At 65.4% G+C, this 16,717-nt stretch carries 22 protein-coding genes; 21 read left to right on the top strand and 1 reads right to left on the bottom strand.

The window, feature by feature from the left end; all coding sequences use genetic code 11:
• Positions 1 to 2 precede the first annotated feature (2 nt).
• The 20 genes from AADZ90_RS12750 (at position 3) to AADZ90_RS12845 (ending at position 15,552) form a co-directional block, all read left to right on the top strand.
• Positions 3 to 1,352, top strand: coding sequence for an MATE family efflux transporter (locus tag AADZ90_RS12750; RefSeq protein ID WP_367310391.1), 1,350 nt, complete (start codon positions 3 to 5; stop codon positions 1,350 to 1,352).
• Positions 1,353 to 1,382: 30 nt separating this feature from the next.
• Positions 1,383 to 2,027 carry a DedA family protein gene (locus AADZ90_RS12755; RefSeq protein WP_367310392.1) on the top strand — a complete coding sequence of 215 codons (645 nt, stop codon included), beginning with the start codon at positions 1,383 to 1,385 and terminating at the stop codon, positions 2,025 to 2,027.
• Between the two features lie 54 nt (positions 2,028 to 2,081).
• Entirely contained in the window at positions 2,082 to 2,597 is a 516-nt protein-coding gene (locus AADZ90_RS12760; RefSeq protein WP_367310393.1) for a YHS domain-containing (seleno)protein, read from the top strand.
• On the top strand, positions 2,587 to 3,024 hold the full coding sequence (locus AADZ90_RS12765) for a rhodanese-like domain-containing protein (RefSeq protein WP_367310394.1): 438 nt from the start codon (positions 2,587 to 2,589) through the stop codon (positions 3,022 to 3,024). The genes AADZ90_RS12760 and AADZ90_RS12765 overlap by 11 nt, the downstream gene beginning before the upstream one ends.
• Positions 3,025 to 3,132: 108 nt before the next feature.
• On the top strand, positions 3,133 to 4,293 hold the full coding sequence (locus AADZ90_RS12770; RefSeq protein WP_367310395.1) for a phage portal protein: 1,161 nt from the start codon (positions 3,133 to 3,135) through the stop codon (positions 4,291 to 4,293).
• A complete protein-coding gene (locus AADZ90_RS12775; RefSeq protein ID WP_367310396.1) occupies positions 4,286 to 4,522 on the top strand; it encodes a GTA head formation protein, RCAP_rcc01685 family in 237 nt (78 codons plus the stop codon). Before AADZ90_RS12770 ends, AADZ90_RS12775 begins: the two co-directional genes overlap by 8 nt.
• Entirely contained in the window at positions 4,522 to 5,076 is a 555-nt protein-coding gene (locus AADZ90_RS12780) for an HK97 family phage prohead protease (RefSeq protein WP_367310397.1), read from the top strand. The genes AADZ90_RS12775 and AADZ90_RS12780 overlap by 1 nt, the downstream gene beginning before the upstream one ends.
• 34 nt (positions 5,077 to 5,110) lie before the next feature.
• Positions 5,111 to 6,292, top strand: a complete 1,182-nt coding sequence (locus AADZ90_RS12785) for a phage major capsid protein (protein WP_367310398.1) — start codon at positions 5,111 to 5,113, stop codon at positions 6,290 to 6,292.
• 145 nt (positions 6,293 to 6,437) lie between these two features.
• Positions 6,438 to 7,037: a head-tail connector protein gene (locus tag AADZ90_RS12790; protein ID WP_367310399.1), complete on the top strand. Its 600-nt coding sequence runs from the start codon at positions 6,438 to 6,440 to the stop codon at positions 7,035 to 7,037.
• Positions 7,034 to 7,366 carry a head-tail adaptor protein gene (locus AADZ90_RS12795; RefSeq protein ID WP_367310400.1) on the top strand — a complete coding sequence of 111 codons (333 nt, stop codon included), beginning with the start codon at positions 7,034 to 7,036 and terminating at the stop codon, positions 7,364 to 7,366. Before AADZ90_RS12790 ends, AADZ90_RS12795 begins: the two co-directional genes overlap by 4 nt.
• Entirely contained in the window at positions 7,363 to 7,767 is a 405-nt protein-coding gene (locus tag AADZ90_RS12800) for a DUF3168 domain-containing protein (RefSeq protein WP_367310401.1), read from the top strand. The genes AADZ90_RS12795 and AADZ90_RS12800 overlap by 4 nt, the downstream gene beginning before the upstream one ends.
• A gap of 12 nt (positions 7,768 to 7,779) precedes the next feature.
• Positions 7,780 to 8,193 carry a phage major tail protein, TP901-1 family gene (locus tag AADZ90_RS12805; RefSeq protein ID WP_367310402.1) on the top strand — a complete coding sequence of 138 codons (414 nt, stop codon included), beginning with the start codon at positions 7,780 to 7,782 and terminating at the stop codon, positions 8,191 to 8,193.
• Complete coding sequence (locus AADZ90_RS12810; protein ID WP_367310403.1) at positions 8,193 to 8,504, top strand: gene transfer agent family protein; 312 nt, start codon at positions 8,193 to 8,195, stop codon at positions 8,502 to 8,504. The genes AADZ90_RS12805 and AADZ90_RS12810 overlap by 1 nt, the downstream gene beginning before the upstream one ends.
• On the top strand, positions 8,501 to 8,710 hold the full coding sequence (locus AADZ90_RS12815) for a rcc01693 family protein (RefSeq protein WP_367310404.1): 210 nt from the start codon (positions 8,501 to 8,503) through the stop codon (positions 8,708 to 8,710). Before AADZ90_RS12810 ends, AADZ90_RS12815 begins: the two co-directional genes overlap by 4 nt.
• On the top strand, positions 8,697 to 9,347 hold the full coding sequence (locus AADZ90_RS12820; RefSeq protein ID WP_367310405.1) for a phage tail tape measure protein: 651 nt from the start codon (positions 8,697 to 8,699) through the stop codon (positions 9,345 to 9,347). The genes AADZ90_RS12815 and AADZ90_RS12820 overlap by 14 nt, the downstream gene beginning before the upstream one ends.
• 10 nt (positions 9,348 to 9,357) lie before the next feature.
• The gene (locus AADZ90_RS12825; protein ID WP_367310406.1) at positions 9,358 to 9,993 is read left to right on the top strand and encodes a phage distal tail protein, Rcc01695 family; all 636 of its coding nucleotides are present in this window, start codon (positions 9,358 to 9,360) and stop codon (positions 9,991 to 9,993) included.
• On the top strand, positions 9,990 to 10,868 hold the full coding sequence (locus AADZ90_RS12830) for a DUF2163 domain-containing protein (protein WP_367310407.1): 879 nt from the start codon (positions 9,990 to 9,992) through the stop codon (positions 10,866 to 10,868). The genes AADZ90_RS12825 and AADZ90_RS12830 overlap by 4 nt, the downstream gene beginning before the upstream one ends.
• Positions 10,865 to 11,299 carry an NlpC/P60 family protein gene (locus AADZ90_RS12835; RefSeq protein ID WP_367310408.1) on the top strand — a complete coding sequence of 145 codons (435 nt, stop codon included), beginning with the start codon at positions 10,865 to 10,867 and terminating at the stop codon, positions 11,297 to 11,299. Before AADZ90_RS12830 ends, AADZ90_RS12835 begins: the two co-directional genes overlap by 4 nt.
• Positions 11,299 to 15,195: a baseplate multidomain protein megatron gene (locus AADZ90_RS12840; protein ID WP_367310409.1), complete on the top strand. Its 3,897-nt coding sequence runs from the start codon at positions 11,299 to 11,301 to the stop codon at positions 15,193 to 15,195. The genes AADZ90_RS12835 and AADZ90_RS12840 overlap by 1 nt, the downstream gene beginning before the upstream one ends.
• A gap of 6 nt (positions 15,196 to 15,201) precedes the next feature.
• Positions 15,202 to 15,552: a DUF7742 family protein gene (locus tag AADZ90_RS12845; protein ID WP_367310410.1), complete on the top strand. Its 351-nt coding sequence runs from the start codon at positions 15,202 to 15,204 to the stop codon at positions 15,550 to 15,552.
• Here AADZ90_RS12845 and AADZ90_RS12850 read toward each other — a convergent pair.
• Positions 15,494 to 15,832, bottom strand: a complete 339-nt coding sequence (locus AADZ90_RS12850) for a TraR/DksA family transcriptional regulator (RefSeq protein ID WP_367310411.1) — start codon at positions 15,830 to 15,832, stop codon at positions 15,494 to 15,496. The genes AADZ90_RS12845 and AADZ90_RS12850 overlap by 59 nt on opposite strands.
• An 84-nt stretch (positions 15,833 to 15,916) precedes the next feature.
• Between AADZ90_RS12850 and cysE the strand changes: the two genes are divergently transcribed.
• On the top strand, positions 15,917 to 16,717 hold the full coding sequence (gene cysE / locus AADZ90_RS12855; RefSeq protein ID WP_367310412.1) for a serine O-acetyltransferase: 801 nt from the start codon (positions 15,917 to 15,919) through the stop codon (positions 16,715 to 16,717).

Here is a 16,717-nt window from a genome sequence, read left to right on the forward strand (position 1 = left end):
GCATGGCTTATGCAGATCCATACAGGCGCGAGGCGGAAGCTTTGCTGCAACTCGGATTGCCGTTGATCGGCAGCCAGCTGGCTGCGCTTGCGATCGGAATAACTGATGTCATCATGCTTGGCCGCTATAGCGTCGATGCGCTGGCGGCCGGCGTTCTGGGCCATTCGGTCCTGTTCGCGTTCATCATGCTTGGTGCAGGATTCGCCTTCGCAGTCATGCCTTTGGTTGCGACCGCGGATGCTGAGGGGGACCGTACCACGCTGCGTCGCGTGACCCGAATGGGGCTCTGGCTCTCGGTCGGCTTCGGGATCGTCATGTTGCCGCTGATGCTGGTCGGGCCGGGCTTGCTGTCGGTTCTGGGTCAGCCAGAGGAGCTTGCCGCTGATGCTGGGCTTTACCTGCAGATCGCGGGCCTCGGAATCGCACCCGCGCTTGTCCTTTTCACAATGCGCAGCGCCTTGTCTGCAGTTGAGCGGACGCAGGCGGTGCTTTGGGCGACGATCCTTAGCGCCTTGGTGAACCTTGGGCTGAACTGGGTGCTGATCTTCGGACGCTTCGGATTTCCGGAACTTGGTGTCGCTGGTGCTGCGATCGCTTCGGTCGTTGTGCAATGCGTCGGGGCCGGCGCGCTGGCGCTTTACGCCCGCTACGTCTTCAGGGCTGAGAAGCTTTTCTCGCGGATCTGGCGGGTGGATACCGAGGCGATGGCGCAGGTGTTTCGGCTGGGTCTGCCAATCGGGTTGACCCATTTAAGCGAAGTAGGTCTTTTCGCGGCGGCTGCGATCATGGTCGGCTGGATCGGGACGGTGGAGGTTGCGGCGCATGGCGTCGCGCTGCAGGCGGCCTCGGTCACATTCATGTTCCATCTGGGGCTCAGCCATGCGGCGACGGTGCGCGCCGGGAGTGCCTATGGACGGCGGGACCGGACGGATCTGATGCGCGGCGCGGGTGTGGCGCTAACCTTGTCTTGCCTCTTTGCTTTAATCACCGTTTTGCTGTTCATCGCGCTTCCGGAACCGATTGCGGGCATCTTCCTTGATCGGTCGGATCCGGAGGCACCACAGGTGATCAAGGTAGCTGTCGTCCTGATCTTCATGGCGGCGCTGTTCCAGGTTGCTGACGGGATGCAGGTGATGGTGCTGGGGCTTCTGCGGGGGCTGCATGATACGGCCTGGCCAATGGGGCTGGCTGCGGGGAGCTATTGGTTGGTTGGTATTCCTCTCAGCTATGTCCTGGGCCATGTAGCGGGATACGGGGCCGTCGGCGTCTGGTGGGGCCTTGTTGCGGGTTTGGGTTGTGCGGGCGTTCTTTTGATGGGCCGCTTCGTGCAGCGGTCCCGGATGCTTGCATGACGCCGACCAGGATGATGATGTCGCCCTGACATGTTCGATCTCATCTCAGGCTGGATGGAAGCAGGCGGGGCAGTTGCCGTCTTTGCACTGATGTTTCTGGAGAACCTTTTCCCACCGATTCCGTCGGAACTGGTTATGCCGCTTGCCGGCTTCAAAGCAGCCAGAGGCGATCTGAATGTTGTCGCGGTTTTGGTTAGTGGCACGGCTGGATCGGTTCTGGGAGCTTTGTTCTGGTACTGGGTCGGCGCAAAGTTCGGAGAGCGGCGCCTAATCCGGTTTGTCGATGGTCACGGTTTCTGGCTGACCGTGGGGCCTGACGACATAAGGCGAGCGCTTGGTTGGTTTGACCGGCATGGGGCTGCAGCAGTCTTTTTCGGGCGGATGGTCCCGGGCATCCGCACCCTGATCTCGGTTCCCGCTGGCCTTTCACGGATGCCGCTTCCACGGTTCCTGCTGCTGACCACACTTGGCAGCGCGATCTGGACGGGGTTTCTGACCCTTGCCGGCTACATCCTTGAGGCACAGTACCACCGCATCGAGGTGTGGCTGAATCCGATCACCACCGCCATCGTCATTGGCCTTGCCGCTATCTATCTTTTCCGATTGGCGCTCGGCATCCGGCAGCGCTTCTCGCGGCGCAATCGCGGGCGGTCAACTCCGCGCGAGAGGGGGTAACGCAAGAGGAGTGGCGGCGTAGAGTGCGGCCATCATCCACTTGGAGTGTTCCCGATGAAATTCCTGATGACAGCCGCCTTGCTCGCAGGGCTTGCCGGAGCCGCCTTCGCCGGGCCGCAATATGTTGACGACACAGGTTTTGCGGTGTCCGGCTACGACGTGGTCGCCTATCGTGACCTGGCGCAGGTGCCTGTTGGCCAATCGCAACCTGCCGGGGTGCCCGGACGGTCCGACATCACGGCGGAGTATAACGGCGCTGTCTTCGCTTTCGCGACAGAGGAGAACCGGGAGCGGTTCCTGACCGACCCGGCTTTCTACGCGCCGCAATATGATGGCCATTGCGCCTATGGCGTCGCGCAGGGTGGCAAGGTGCCGGGCAATCCGAACCTTTGGCGGATCGTAGACGACAGGCTCTACCTCAACATCACGTCGAATGTGGTGACCTTCTGGGAAGAGGACATTCCTGCCAACATCTCTCTGTCCGAAGGGAACTGGCCGGGTATCGAGGCGGCGGATGCGTCTGATCGGGCAATTCCGCAATTCTCGTCGGAGGCGCCGGTTGCAGACTGACCGTCGCACATTTCTGATCGGAGGCGCGGCGCTCCTGGGCGGTACCGCGATACTCTGGCAGTCAGGCGGCGCCGGGGCGAGTGGCGCCGTGATGACGCCCGACGAAGCGTACCGGGCGGTCAATGCGGGAGAGATCCTGCTGGTCGATATCCGTAGGCCTGACGAATGGACGGCGACAGGTATCGCGGAAGGTGCCGTGCCGATAGATATGCGGCGGGACGATTTCCTGACATCTGTGGCCGCCGCGGCTAACGGCCGCCCTGTCGCTATCATATGCGCACGTGGTGTCCGCTCGCGGCGTCTGGCTGCGCGGATGGCTGCGGCAGGGCTGACCGATGTCATCGATATCCCGGAGGGCATGTTGGGATCGCCGGCCGGTCCGGGCTGGATCACCCGGGATCTGCCGATTTCGGTGGTGACCGGGTAGCTCATGCAACGCCCACCGCGCGCAGGCGGAAGGGGGCGTTGAGGAATAGCGGGCAGGTTGCCCCTCGACGGCGCTGGAAACGGCGGAGCGATTCGAGGGGATGCGGGCATGTTCGACTTTCTGAAGCGGAAGGCGCCTGAGGCGAAAGCCTCGGCCACTGGGCGGGTGATCGCGCATGCGAGCGCAGGTCGTGTGGCGTGGAGCCCGCGGGATGCGGTTTCGCTGACGCGGACCGGTTTCACGGGCAATCCGGTGGGCTTTCGCGCGGTCAAGCTGATCGCAGAGGCTGCCGCCGCCCTGCCGGTGACGCTTCAGGATCGAACGACGCGCTACGATGCCCATCCTGTCATCGATTTACTGACACGGCCGAATGGCGCCCAGGGACGCGAGGCGTTTCTGGAATCGCTTTACGGGCAGCTTCTGCTGACCGGCAACGGATATGTCGAAGCTGTCGGCGAGGAGATGCCGGGGGAGATGCATGTCCTTCGGTCCGACCGGATGCGGCTGGTGCCCGGCGCGGATGGCTGGCCCGTTGCCTATGAGTATGCGGTGGGGGGGCGCAAGCATCGGTTCGATCTGAACGGCGGCGTCTCCCCCGTGTGCCACATCCGGGCCTTCCATCCGCAGGATGACCATTACGGTCTGTCGCCGATGCAGGCGGCGGCGCAGGCGCTGGACGTCCACAATGCGGCCTCGCGCTGGTCGAAGGCGCTGTTGGACAACGCCGCGCGGCCTTCGGGCGCGATCGTCTATCGCGGTGTGGATGGGCACGGGCAGCTGAGCGCCGATCAGTTCGAGCGGCTGCAGATGGAGATGGAGAGCCAGCACCAGGGCGCGCGCAATGCCGGTCGGCCGATGCTGCTGGAAGGTGGGCTGGATTGGAAACCCATGGGCTTTTCGCCGTCGGACATGGAGTTCCAGAAAACGAAGGAGGCGGCCGCGCGGGAGATCGCGGTGGCGTTCGGCGTGCCGCCGATGTTGCTGGGGATCCCGGGCGACGCGACCTACGCCAATTATGCGGAGGCGAACCGGGCCTTCTACCGGCTGACGGTCCTGCCACTCGCCGGGCGGGTGCTGAGTTCGCTGGGCGATTGGCTGTCGGATTTCGCAGGCGAGGTGCTGACGCTTGCCGCCGATCTCGACCAGGTGCCGGCGCTGTCTGCCGAGCGGGAGGCGCTTTGGCGACGCGTGGGAGAGGCCGGGTTCCTGACCGATGTCGAAAAGCGCCGGATGCTGGGGCTGCCTGTCGTGGAGATGGGCGATGAATGAGAAAGACGGGTTCGAGCCATTTGATTGCGCCCCGGCGCTGCGAATCGCGGCGAATGAACGGGTGGCGGCGCTGCAATTCGCGCAGCTCGATGCGCGGTTGGTGAAGATCGAAGAGATGATGGAGCGGCTGGACCGGCGGCTCTGGCTCACCGTTTACGGTGTGGTGGGTGTGATTTTGGCGCAGGCGTTTCAGTCGATCCTGACGGCGACGCCGGGAGGAGGGGTCTGATGGATCTGGAGCACAAGTTTTGCCGTCTGGGCGGCGATGTCACCGTACGCGAGGCGGCGGCCGGGGGGGCGGTGATCGAAGGATACGCCTCGCTGTTCGGGATCTGTGATCAGGGTGGAGATGTTGTTTCATCAGGAGCTTACGGGGCATCTTTGAAGCGTCTCAAGGAGTCCGGCGGGACCGTCAAGATGCTGTGGCAGCATGATCCGGCGCAGCCGATCGGCGTCTGGGATGAGGTGCGCGAGGACAAGCGCGGGCTCTACGTGAAGGGCCGCCTTTTGGAGGATGTCGCGCGGGCACGCGAAGCGGCGGCCCTGGTTCGGGCCGGGGCGATCGACGGGCTGTCGATCGGCTATCGCACGGTCCGGGCGGGAAAATCGGACAAGGGCGGTCGGCTCTTGTCGGAACTGGAGCTTTGGGAAGTGTCGCTGGTGACCTTCCCGATGCTTCCGGAGGCGCGTGTCGACGCCAAGGGGGACGACCCTGACGCGGCGGCGATGCGTGATCTGGCGGTGGCGCTCGAAGAAGGGCGGCGCCTGTTGGCCGGGACCTGAGCCGGCGTTTCGAAGACCACGAGAAGGGAAGACCATGACCACACCCGAGACGAAGGCTCGGGCCGGGGAGGCTTTGTCTCCGGCCGGGGAGCTGGCGGGCGCGATGCGCGCCTTTTCGAGCGAAATCAAGAGCTTCAAAGACGACATTCAGTTGAGACTTCAAAAACAGGATGACCGCATGACCATGCTGGACCGCAAGACCCTGGCGGCGCGCCGCCCCGCCCTCGAAACCAAGGCCGAGGCCGAGACACCGCATGTGGAAGCCTTCGGTGCCTACCTGCGCTCGGGTGATGATGACGGGCTGCGCGGGCTCGACCTTGAAGGCAAGGCGCTTGGCACCAGCGTTGCGGCCGATGGCGGCTACCTCGTCGATCCCAAGACGTCCGACACGATCCAGTCGACGCTGAATTCCACCGCATCGCTGCGGTCGATCGCCAGCGTCGTGCAGGTCGAGGCGACGTCGTTCGACGTTCTCGTCGATCATACCGAACTGGGCGCTGGTTGGGTCGCTGAGGCGAGCGGCGTGGCCGAGACCGACACGCCCAAGATCGACCGGATCTCGATCCCGCTGCACGAGCTGTCGGCCTTGCCGAAAGCCTCGCAGCGTCTGCTGGACGATGCCGCGTTCGACATCGAGGGCTGGCTTGCGGGCCGCATCGCGCAGAAGTTCGCGCGGTCGGAAGCCGCAGCCTTCATCACCGGCAACGGCGTCGACAAGCCGCGTGGCTTCCTGAGCCATCCGGTTGTCGCTGCGGGCACCGAGCAGTGGGGCGAGATCGGCTATGTTCCGACCGGCACCGATGGCGACATCACCAATGCCGACGCGATCATCGAACTGGTCTATGCGCTGGGTGCCGAATATCGCGCCAACGCGACCTTCGTCATGAATTCCAAGACCGCGGGCAAGATCCGCAAGCTCAAGGACAATGACGGCCGGTTCCTGTGGTCCGACGGTCTGGCCGCCGGCGAGCCTGCGCGCCTTGTCGGCTATCCGGTGCTCATCGCCGAAGACATGCCCGATATCGCCAGCGGGGCGGACGCGATCGCATTTGGTGATTTCAACGCCGGTTACACCATCGCCGAACGGCCGGACCTGCGCATCCTGCGCGATCCGTTCTCGGCCAAGCCGCATGTCCTGTTCTACGCGACCAAGCGCGTTGGCGGCGATGTCACCGACTTCCAGGCGATCAAGGTCCTGAAGTTCCAGGTTTCCTGATCCGGGGTTGCGGTTGGGATGCCCCCAAGCGGGGCATCCTATCGGGCGCGCGTCACGCGGCAGCCGCACCGTCTAGCTGCTCCCTTCCGTCCGAGGGGTGCGGTGGCGCGCGTCCACATGAAGATCTTTCGAGCTGGAGATGACGATGATGTTGACCGAAGAGACCGCGGTGCCGGTGGAGGCGCTTCCGGTCGAACCATTCAAGGACCACCTCCGGCTGGGGACGGGCTTTGGCGAGAGCGGGCTACAGGATGGGCTGCTCGAGAGCTTTCTGCGCGCGGCGATCCTTGCTGTCGAAGCGCGGACCGGGAAGGCCCTGATCGCGCGGAACTTCACGCTGCGGATCGGCGCGTGGCGGGGCAGGGCGGCGCAGCCGCTTTACATCGCGCCGGTGCAAACGCTGAACGGCGTGACCACGATCGAGGCGGATGGGACCGAGCACGCCGAGGCGCTATCGCGCTTTCGGCTGGAACCCGACGCGCAGCGGCCGGTTCTGGCGGCAGTTGGAACCACATTGCCGACGATCCCGTCGGGCGGGGCTGTTCGGTTGAGTTTTCGCGCGGGCTTTGCCGAAAGCTGGGAGGGGCTGCCGGCGGACCTGGCGCAGGCGGTGCTTCTGCTGGCCGCGCATTACTACGAATACCGTCATGAAACGGCGCTGGGCGAGGGCTGCATGCCGTTCGGTGTGACGGCGCTGATTGAACGCTACCGTGTCGTGCGCCTATTCGGCGGAGGTGAGGGATGAGCCCGCATCTGAACCGTGCGCTGGTGCTGGAAGCGCCGGTCGAAACACCCGACGGGGCAGGAGGCTTCATCGGCGGCTGGGAGGTGCTTGGCACGCTTTGGGCGGAGTTGGCGCCGGGGCGTGGGCGCCGCGCGGCGGGGGTCGAGGTGGCGGTGTCGAAGGTGCCCTACCGGATCACCGTGCGTGGCGCGCCCTCAGGCGCCCGGTCGCGCCCGGTCGCGGGCCAACGATTCCGCGACGGGTCGCGGGTGTTTCACGTGCTGGCGGTGAGCGAGCGGGATCCGGGCGGCCGCTACCTGGTCTGCACGGCAGAGGAGGTGACGGCATGAGCTACGCGATATCGGATGCCCTTCAGACGGCGATTTACGGTGCGCTCGACGCCGCCGGACTGCCGGTCTTCGACGCGCTGCCCTCGGGGACGGTGCCGGACGTCTACATGACCCTCGGGCCGGAAACGGTGCGGGACCGGTCAGGCGTCGAGGCGCGGGTCGCCTGGCACGACCTGACCGTGTCTGTGGTCAGTTCAGAGGCCGGGTTCCGCGGAGCGAAGCACGTGGCGGGCAATGTCTGCGACACGCTGGCCGCCGCGGACCTGACGCTAGACCGGGGTGTCCTGGCGGGGCTGGTGTTCCTGCGGGCGAAGGCCGCGCGGACCTCTCAGGAGAGTGTCCGCCGGATCGATCTCATCTTTCGTGCGATCGTCGAAGATGACGCGCAATCAGTAGATTAAGGAGTAAAGTTTATGACAGCTCAGAGCGGTAAGGACCTTCTCATCAAGATCGACATGACGGGCGACGGGCTTTACGAGACCGCGGCCGGATTGCGGGCGACGCGGATCAGCTTCAACGCGGAAAGCGTCGATGTGACCTCGCTGGAAAGCCAGGGCGGCTGGCGCGAATTGCTGGTGGGCGCGGGCGTGAAAAGCGCCGCGATTTCGGGGTCGGGGATTTTCAAGGATGCCGCGACGGACGAACGGTTCCGGCAGGTTTTCTTCGACGGCGAAGTGCCGAGCCTCAGGATCATCATCCCCGATTTCGGCACGGTCGAAGGCCTGTTTCAGATCACGTCGATCGAATATGCGGGCCAGCTGCAGGGCGAGGCGACGTACGAGGTCGCCATGGCCTCGGCCGGTGAACTGCAGTTCACGGCGCTCTGATGGGCAATCCGTTCGCAGGAGAGGTGACGCTTGTCATCGATGGCCAGGCCCGGGTCTGCAAGTTGACGCTGGGGGCCTTGGCCGAGCTTGAGGCTGGGTTGGCCGAAGAGGGGCTTATTGATCTTGTCGAGCGGTTCGAACAGGGGCGGTTTTCGTCGCGGGACGTGCTGGCGCTGGTCGTCGCAGGGCTGCGCGGCGGTGGCTGGCAAGGCCGGTCGGAGGATCTGCTGACCGCAGAGATCGGCGGCGGGCCGGTGGGCGCGGCCAAGGTTGCGGCGGCTTTGCTAAGCCGTGCCTTCGCGAGCCCATGAAGGCGCTCGATTGGCCGGGGTTAATGCGCGCCGGGATGTTGGGGCTGGGCCTGCGCCCGGCGGAGTTTTGGGCGCTGACCCCGGCGGAGCTGATGTTTCTGACCGGGCGGGGCGGCGGGACCGCGCCGCTCGGCCGGGCGCGTCTCGAGGAATTGGCGGCGGCCTATCCGGACATGGCGGACGGGGGAGAGAATGGCGGAATTTGACGATCTGGGCGGAGAGCTCAACGCGCTGGAAAGCGACCTTGGCGAGGCAAGCCGAATGACGGCGGCTTTCGGCGCTGAACTGGCCAGCCTGCGCAGCGGGATGGACAGCACCGTGCGCGATCTGGGCAATCTGGAAAGCGGGATCAGCCGGGGTTTGCGGCGCGCCTTCGATGGCCTGGCCTTCGATGGAATGAAGCTGGCCGATGCGTTGGACGTTCTCGGCCGGTCGATCATCGACACCGCCTACAATGCGGCGATGCGGCCGGTGACCGACCATTTCGGCGGTCTGATCTCGGACGGGATCAACTCGATCGTCAGCGACCTGATGCCCTTCGAAAAAGGTGGGACGTTTTCGCAGGGCCGCGTGATGCCGTTCGCCAAGGGCGGTGTCGTCAGCGGGCCGGTCACGTTCCCCATGCGCGGCGGGATGGGCCTGATGGGCGAGGCGGGACCGGAGGCGATCATACCGCTGACCCGCGGTGCGGATGGCAGGCTTGGCGTGCGGGCCCAAGGCGGCGGCACGACCCACGTGACCATGAATATCAACACGCCAGACGTCGCGGGTTTCCAGCGCAGCCATGGGCAGATCGCGGTCCAGATGAACCGGATGCTCGGCCACGGCCGACGCAACGCCTGAGGAGGACATCATGAGCTTTCACGAGGTAAGATTTCCCGCCGCCCTGAGCTTCGGTTCGGTCGGGGGCCCCGAGCGGCGGACCGAGGTTGTGACGCTTGCCAACGGGTTCGAGGAACGGAACACGCCCTGGGCCCATTCCCGGCGGCGCTACGACGCGGGCGTCGGCCTGCGGTCGCTCGACGATGTCGAGGCGCTGATCGCCTTCTTCGAGGCGCGGCAGGGGCAGCTTCACGGGTTTCGCTGGAAAGATTGGGGCGACTACAAGTCGTGCCTACCCTCGGCGGAGGTGACGCCCTTTGATCAGGCGCTCGGCACTGGGACGCCAGACCGCAAGACAGAGTTTCAACTGACCAAGCGCTATGCGTCCGGCGACCAGCGCTATGATCGCCCGATCCTGAAACCAGTCTCGGGTACCGTACGGATCGCGATCGAGCAGATTGAGCTGCAGGAAAGCATCGACTTCGACATCGACCTCGCCAGCGGGCTCATCACCTTCGCCGAGCCGCCTGAGGAGGGGGCCGATATCACCGCCGGGTTTGAATTCGACGTTCCCGTCCGGTTCGACATCGATCGCATTCAGACCTCCGTCGCGAGCTTTCGTGCGGGCGAAGTGCCGAATGTCCCGATTGTCGAGGTGCGGGTATGAGCACGCTGATCGAACATCTGCAGACCGGCACGACCAGCGTAGCTAGGTGCTGGTCAGTCAGCCGGGCAGACGGCATGGTCCACGGCTTCACCGACCACGACCGCGATATTGTCTTCGACAGCATCACCTTCAGTGCCGATAGCGGTCTGACGGCCAGCGCGCTCAGCCAGACGACGGGGCTTTCCGTCGACAACAGCGAGGCGATGGGTGTCCTGTCCTCTGCTGCGATTTCGGACACCGACATCGAGGCGGGCCGCTGCGACGGTGCCGAGATCAAGGCGTGGCTCGTCAACTGGGCGGACACCGATCAGCGCGAGTTGCAGTTTCGCGGGACGGTTGGCGAGATCCGTCGGTCGGGCGGGGCTTTCACGGTCGAGCTGCGGGGCCTGGCCGAGAAGCTGAACGAACCGCGCGGGCGGGTCTTTCAGCCGGGCTGTTCCGCTGTCTTGGGCGATACGTCCTGCGAGGCCGATCTCACAATCAACGGCTTTTTCACCGAACAGGGCGTCCGCGCAGATGGGGACGGCGAGGTCTTCCGTTTTCCCGGCTTGCTTGAGTTCGAGGAACGCTGGTTCGAGCGGGGCACACTCATGATGCTGGACGGGGCGGCTCAGGGCCTTTCCGAAGTGGTCAAGCATGACCGGGTCATCGACGGCGTACGCGTGGTTGAGCTTTGGGCGCCGCTCCGGGCGGAGGTCAAAGAGGGCGATCGCCTCACGATCACCGCGGGTTGCGACAAGCGCGTGGAGACCTGCAAGTTCAAGTTCGACAACTTCCTGAATTTCCGTGGTTTCCCGGACATCCCAGGCGAGGACTGGCTGATCAGCACGCCTGACCGCGGCGGCAAGCATGATGGCGGGAGCCGTACGCGATGAGCGCCGTCGTCACCGCCGCTCGCGCATGGATCGGCACCCCGTATCGCCATCAGGCCTCCGCCCGCGGCGCGGGAACCGACTGCCTCGGCCTGTTGCGCGGCGTCTGGCGCGAGGTCTACGGCGCAGAACCGGAAGCCGTCCCGCCATATTCCGCCGACTGGTCCGAGCCACAAGGGGAGGAGACGCTCTGGCACGCGGCCCTGCGTCATCTGGAGCTTAGACCGGTCGACCGGGCGAATGCTGGGGATGTCCTGCTCTTCCGGATGCGCGCAGGCGCAGTCGCAAAGCACCTCGGCATTCAATCCACAGCAGGCGCTCAGCCTGCCTTCATTCACGCCTATTCAGGGCACGGGGTGGTCGAAAGCCCGCTCAGCGCCCCCTGGCAGCGGCGCATCGCTGCCCGCTTCGCCTTTCCGGGAGGGTCACACTAATGGCGACACTGGTTCTTTCCGCCGCGGGGATGGCGATCGGCGGGTCGATCGGCGGCTCCGTCCTTGGTCTGTCGACCGCTGTCATCGGCCGGGCGGCCGGGGCCGCGCTGGGCCGGGTCATCGATCAGCGCCTCATGGGCGCGGGCAGCGAAGCGGTCGAGGTCGGCCGGATCGACCGCTTCCGCCTGACCGGCGCCAGCGAAGGCACGCCGATCCAGCGCATCTACGGGCGGACCCGCGTCGCCGGTCAGGTGATCTGGGCCTCCCGCTTTCGTGAGCGCATCGAGCTCAGCGGCGGCGGCGGTGGGGGCGGAAAGGGCGGCGGCCCGTCCGAGCCCGAGATCAAGGAATACAGCTACACGATCAGTTTTGCCGTGGCCCTTTGCGAAGGCGTCATCGGCCGCGTCGGGCGGATTTGGGCGGACGGAACCGAGATCTCGCCCGCCGACCTCGACATGCGGGTCTACAGGGGCACGGAAGATCAGCTTCCCGATCCCAAGATCGAAGCGGTGGAAGGGGCGAGCAATGCGCCTGCCTATCGCGGCATCGCGTATGTCGTGATCGAGGATCTGAACATCACCCGGTTCGGCAACCGCGTGCCGCAGCTGTCTTTCGAGGTAACGCGCCCCGTCCCGGGGGACCTTCCAAAGCAGGACATGGCGCAGATCGTGAATGCCGTCGCGATGATGCCCGGCAGTGGGGAATACGCCCTGTCGACGAAGCGGATGCGCCGCCAGATCGCTTATGGCAAGACCGAGATCGTCAACGTCAACACGCCGTCGAACCGCGGCGATTTCGAAACCTCCGTCGACGCCCTGACGGAGGAATTGCCGAACTGCGGATCGGTTTCCCTCGTCGTTTCTTGGTTCGGCAACGACCTGCGCTGCGGCGATTGCACGATCGAACCCAAAGTCGAATGGCCGACCGGGGCAGACTGGGCCGTCTCTGGCACCAACCGCTCTTCCGCGGCCCTCGTTGCCCAGCAGGATGGGGCGGCCGTCTATGGCGGCACGCCGTCCGACCGCTCGGTCATCGAAGCGATCAAGGACCTGCAGGAACACGACCAAAAGGTCGTCTTCTATCCCTTCATCCTGATGGAGCAACTTGCCGGTAACGGCTTGCCTGATCCCTACAGCGATGCCGACAACCAGCCCGTCCTGCCGTGGCGCGGGCGCATCACGTCGTCAAAGGTGCTCGGCCAGCCGGGCGCGCCCGACGGCACGGCCGTCGCCGAAACCGAAGTCGCCGCCTTCTTCGGCCAGGCCGAACCGCACCACTTCGACATCTCCGGCGACACAGTCCGTTATACCGGGCCACAGGAATGGTCCTACCGTCGCTTCATCCTGCATTACGCCTATCTCTGCCAGCGCGCGGGCGGCGTCGACGCCTTCTGCATAGGGTCAGAGATGCGCGGCCTCACCTGGATCCGGGGGGAAAGCAACAGCTTCCCCGCCGTGGTCCAGCTGAAGCGCCTCGCGCAAGAGGTCCGCGAGATCCTCGGGCCGGACACCAAAATCGGCTACGCCGCCGACTGGTCGGAATACTTCGGTTACCAGCCGCAGGACGGCACCGGTGACCGCTTCTTCCACCTTGACCCGCTCTGGGCCGAAGAGGCGATCGACTTCATCGGCATCGACAACTACATGCCGCTCTCCGATTGGCGGGATGGCGATGCCCATGCCGACGCCCATTGGGGGTCGATCTACAATCTCGACTACCTGACGGCGAACGTCGCGGGCGGTGAGGGCTACGACTGGTACTACGCCTCGCCCGAGGCGGAGGCCGCGCAGATCCGGACGCCCATCACCGATGAGGCGCATGGAGAGCCGTGGGTGTGGCGCTACAAGGATATCAAGAACTGGTGGTCCAATGCCCATCACGAACGGATCGGCGGTGTGCGTCAGGCCGACCCGACCGGCTGGATGCCGGGATCGAAACCGATCTGGTTCACCGAAATCGGCTGCGCCGCAATCGACAAGGGGACGAACGAACCGAACAAGTTCCTCGACCCGAAATCGTCCGAATCCTCGCTGCCCAAGTATTCGAATGGCCTGCGCGACGACTTCATGCAGCTGCAATACCTGCGCGCACTCCACCACCACTGGTCGCTGCCAGAGAACAACCCCGTTTCGGCCGAGACCGGCCTCCAAATGGTCGACACCACCCGCGCCCATGTCTGGGCCTGGGACGCGCGGCCTTTCCCGTTCTTCCCTAACAATCGCGAGGTCTGGAGCGATGGGGCCAACTACGCCCGTGGCCACTGGATTACCGGTCGTGCGACGGCAAGACCGCTCGCATCGGTCGTGGCCGAGATCTGCGAAGAGGCCGGGATCATCGACTACGATGTCTCCGCCCTCTGGGGCATCGTCCGCGGCTACGTCACCAGCGACGTCACCACCGGACGCGCCGCGCTTCAGCCGCTGATGACCGCCTACGGCTTCGACGCAATCGAACGCGGCGGCAAGCTCGTCTTCCGGACCCGCGATGGCAAGGCGGGCGCAACGGTCAATCCCGCCCTGATGGTCGAAGGCGACGGCACCGGCGCGATCGAGATCACCCGCCAGGCCAAGGCCGAAACCTCCGGCCGCGTCCGCGTCAACTTCATCGAGGCCGACGTCGATTATGCCTCAGCGGCGGCAGAGGCTGTCTTCCCCGGCGACGACAGCGCCTCGGTTGCGCAATCGGACCTCTCGCTGACGCTCACCCGGGCCGAAGGCCAGCAGATCGCCGAACGCTGGCTGGCCGAGGCCCGCGTCGCTCGCGACACGGCGACCTTCGCGCTGCCGCCATCGCGCAGCGATATTGGCGCGGGTGATGTCATCGACCTCCCGCAAGGCGGCTCCTACCGGGTCGACCGGATCGAAACGACCGAAGACCGCCTGATCGAGGCGACCCGCGTCGAACCGGAAAGCTACCGGCCGCACGAGGTGCCGGACTATCTGGCGCCGCAGCCCTCCTTCGTGCCGCCCGTTCCGGTCGCGGCGACCTTTCTCGACCTGCCGCTGATGCGTGGGGACGAGGTGCCGCACGCGCCCCATGTCGCCTTCACAGGCGTACCGTGGCCTGGCACCGTCGCCCTCTACACTGCGCCGCAGGACAGCGACTACGCGCTTGGAGATACCTTCGCGGCCGCCGCCATCGTCGGCACAACCGAAAGCCCGCTCTTCCGTGCGCCTCCTGGGCGCTGGGATCGCGGAATACCTCTCCGAGTGAAGCTTGTCAGCGGGGCGCTGCAATCCGTCTCGCCCGCGCAGATCCTCTCCGGCGGTAACCTCGCTGCAATAGGCGATGGCACGCCCGGCAATTGGGAGCTGTTCCAGTTCGCCGCTGCCGAGCTGGTCGAGGAGGATACCTACGACCTCTCGCTGCGCCTGCGTGGTCAGGCGGGCACCGATGGCGGCGCGCCCGCCGACTGGCCGCCTGGATCGCGCTTCGTCCTGATTGATGGCATCCCGCGCCAGATTGACCTGCCCTCTGCCGCCAGGGGCACCGAACGCCACTTCCGCTTCGGTCCCGCGATCCGTCCCCTCGACGATCCATCCTATGACTATACCGTCGCAACTTTCGAAGGCGTCGGGCTTCGGCCTTACCGCCCATGCCATCTGCGCCTCGCGCACGACGGCGGCGACATCCGCGCAAGCTGGATCCGCCGCACACGGATCGACGGTGAAAGTTGGGCCGGCCTCGACGTGCCCTTGGGGGAGGAACGCGAGAGCTATCTCGTCCGCGTCACGGCGAACGGCAAGGTGATCCGCGAGACGATCGTCTCTTCGCCGGACTGGATCTATCAGGCGGCCGAGCAGGCGTCGGATGGGATCTTGTCGAACGGCGAGATCGCCGTTGCGCAACTTTCCGAGCGCTTCGGCCCCGGTCCGTTTGCCACCATCGCGCTCTAAGCGGTCATGCGCGCGGTCTTGTCCGTCGATATCGATTTCGCGGCGCGGGCGGCCCTTATGGTGCCGCCCGACAAGCGCGCAGCACTCGTCTATGCGCTTTGCGAACGGGCCCATATCGCCGACCGGATCCGTAAGAAGACCGGTCGCGCTTCAGCGGGTCTGGGTGACGGCACATTAACGGCGGCCGCGGCGCAGGTCGTCCTCGCACCGCGATCGCCGCGCTACGACATTGCTTGGTGCGACGCCCTTGAAGACGTCCTGACCGGCCTCGCTGCTTGGCGCAGAGATCAGTCCTGCCTCACCCGCGGGTGCAGTCCAGACAGCGCGGAACCGAAGGATCACTCTCCAGCCGGCTAGCCTCCAGCACCTCGCCACAATCGAGGCAATAACCGTACTCGCCTTCCGCGATCCGCCGCAAAGCCGCGTTGATCCGCGCCCGCGCTGCCGCCCGCCGGGCCCCCTGCGCCTTCGCCATCGCCTGATGCTGCAAGGCGTCCATCCGGGCGAGGCGCCCCACCGATTGCTGATCCAACGTCACCACCCGCTGCCCCTCGGCCCCAAGCGCTTCTTCCTCATCCAGCCCCGCCCGTAGCGCCTGAAGCCGCTTTCGGTACCGCGCCGTTTCCGTCTCATCCATTTCCGTGACGCCTCCCATCACGCCTTTGTTCTTGGCAGCTTGCCCCTATCTATCCTAGAACGGCACCAGCGAGGAGGGCCCGCCATGGCCGATACCCGACCAAACCTCTCTGAACTCGATCCCGTCTGGTCCCGCATCACGGGAGAGGCCGAGGCGGCCGTGACCGACGAGCCGCTGCTAAGCGGGCTCGTCCATTCCTCGGTCCTCCATCACCGGTCCCTCGGTGGCGCTCTGGCCTACCGGATCGCGGTCAAGCTCGCCTCGCCGGAGATGTCCGAACAGATCCTGCGCGAGTTGGCCGATGAGGCGTTCACCAAGAGCCCCGATCTTGTCGCAGCTGCCCGGGCCGACCTCGTGGCGGTCTTCGACCGGGATCCGGCCTGCCTGCGCCTGATCCAGCCGCTTCTCTACTTCAAGGGGTTTCAGGCGATCCAGGCCTACCGCGTGGGCCACTGTCTCTGGACCGAAGGGCGGCGCGATCTGGCCTATTTCTTCCAGATGCGGATATCCGAAGCGTTCGGGATCGACATCCACCCGGCCGCCCGGATTGGCCGCGGGATCTTCATCGACCACGCCCATTCCATCGTCATCGGCGAAACGGCTGTGGTGGGCGATAATGTCTCGATGCTGCATTCCGTGACACTTGGCGGGACAGGCAAGGAACATGACGATCGCCACCCCAAGATCGAAAACGGCGTGCTGATCGGGGCGGGGGCCAAGGTGCTCGGCAATATCACTGTCGGCCATTGCAGCCGCATCGCCGCGGGGTCCGTCGTCCTCCAGGATGTCCCGCCCATGAAAACGGTGGCGGGCGTCCCCGCCAAGATCGTGGGCGAGGCGGGCTGTGCGCAGCCGTCGGTCATGATGGACCAGATCCTCGGCTGA

The sequence above is a fragment of the Aestuariibius violaceus genome, from assembly GCF_040779325.2.
Taxonomy (GTDB): domain Bacteria; phylum Pseudomonadota; class Alphaproteobacteria; order Rhodobacterales; family Rhodobacteraceae; genus Aestuariibius; species Aestuariibius violaceus.

What these genes read in the sequence shown, in the direction of transcription:
- AADZ90_RS12750 (WP_367310391.1), top strand. Translation starts at nt 3, where the DNA reads ATGGCTTATGCAGATCCATACAGGCGCGAGGCGGAAGCTTTGCTGCAA.
- AADZ90_RS12755 (WP_367310392.1), top strand. Translation starts at nt 1,383, where the DNA reads ATGTTCGATCTCATCTCAGGCTGGATGGAAGCAGGCGGGGCAGTTGCC.
- AADZ90_RS12760 (WP_367310393.1), top strand. Translation starts at nt 2,082, where the DNA reads ATGAAATTCCTGATGACAGCCGCCTTGCTCGCAGGGCTTGCCGGAGCC.
- AADZ90_RS12770 (WP_367310395.1), top strand. Translation starts at nt 3,133, where the DNA reads ATGTTCGACTTTCTGAAGCGGAAGGCGCCTGAGGCGAAAGCCTCGGCC.
- AADZ90_RS12775 (WP_367310396.1), top strand. Translation starts at nt 4,286, where the DNA reads ATGAATGAGAAAGACGGGTTCGAGCCATTTGATTGCGCCCCGGCGCTG.
- AADZ90_RS12780 (WP_367310397.1), top strand. Translation starts at nt 4,522, where the DNA reads ATGGATCTGGAGCACAAGTTTTGCCGTCTGGGCGGCGATGTCACCGTA.
- AADZ90_RS12785 (WP_367310398.1), top strand. Translation starts at nt 5,111, where the DNA reads ATGACCACACCCGAGACGAAGGCTCGGGCCGGGGAGGCTTTGTCTCCG.
- AADZ90_RS12790 (WP_367310399.1), top strand. Translation starts at nt 6,438, where the DNA reads ATGATGTTGACCGAAGAGACCGCGGTGCCGGTGGAGGCGCTTCCGGTC.
- AADZ90_RS12795 (WP_367310400.1), top strand. Translation starts at nt 7,034, where the DNA reads ATGAGCCCGCATCTGAACCGTGCGCTGGTGCTGGAAGCGCCGGTCGAA.
- AADZ90_RS12800 (WP_367310401.1), top strand. Translation starts at nt 7,363, where the DNA reads ATGAGCTACGCGATATCGGATGCCCTTCAGACGGCGATTTACGGTGCG.
- AADZ90_RS12805 (WP_367310402.1), top strand. Translation starts at nt 7,780, where the DNA reads ATGACAGCTCAGAGCGGTAAGGACCTTCTCATCAAGATCGACATGACG.
- AADZ90_RS12810 (WP_367310403.1), top strand. Translation starts at nt 8,193, where the DNA reads ATGGGCAATCCGTTCGCAGGAGAGGTGACGCTTGTCATCGATGGCCAG.
- AADZ90_RS12815 (WP_367310404.1), top strand. Translation starts at nt 8,501, where the DNA reads ATGAAGGCGCTCGATTGGCCGGGGTTAATGCGCGCCGGGATGTTGGGG.
- AADZ90_RS12820 (WP_367310405.1), top strand. Translation starts at nt 8,697, where the DNA reads ATGGCGGAATTTGACGATCTGGGCGGAGAGCTCAACGCGCTGGAAAGC.
- AADZ90_RS12825 (WP_367310406.1), top strand. Translation starts at nt 9,358, where the DNA reads ATGAGCTTTCACGAGGTAAGATTTCCCGCCGCCCTGAGCTTCGGTTCG.
- AADZ90_RS12830 (WP_367310407.1), top strand. Translation starts at nt 9,990, where the DNA reads ATGAGCACGCTGATCGAACATCTGCAGACCGGCACGACCAGCGTAGCT.
- AADZ90_RS12835 (WP_367310408.1), top strand. Translation starts at nt 10,865, where the DNA reads ATGAGCGCCGTCGTCACCGCCGCTCGCGCATGGATCGGCACCCCGTAT.
- AADZ90_RS12840 (WP_367310409.1), top strand. Translation starts at nt 11,299, where the DNA reads ATGGCGACACTGGTTCTTTCCGCCGCGGGGATGGCGATCGGCGGGTCG.
- AADZ90_RS12845 (WP_367310410.1), top strand. Translation starts at nt 15,202, where the DNA reads ATGCGCGCGGTCTTGTCCGTCGATATCGATTTCGCGGCGCGGGCGGCC.
- AADZ90_RS12850 (WP_367310411.1), bottom strand. Translation starts at nt 15,832, where the DNA reads ATGGATGAGACGGAAACGGCGCGGTACCGAAAGCGGCTTCAGGCGCTA.
- cysE (WP_367310412.1), top strand. Translation starts at nt 15,917, where the DNA reads ATGGCCGATACCCGACCAAACCTCTCTGAACTCGATCCCGTCTGGTCC.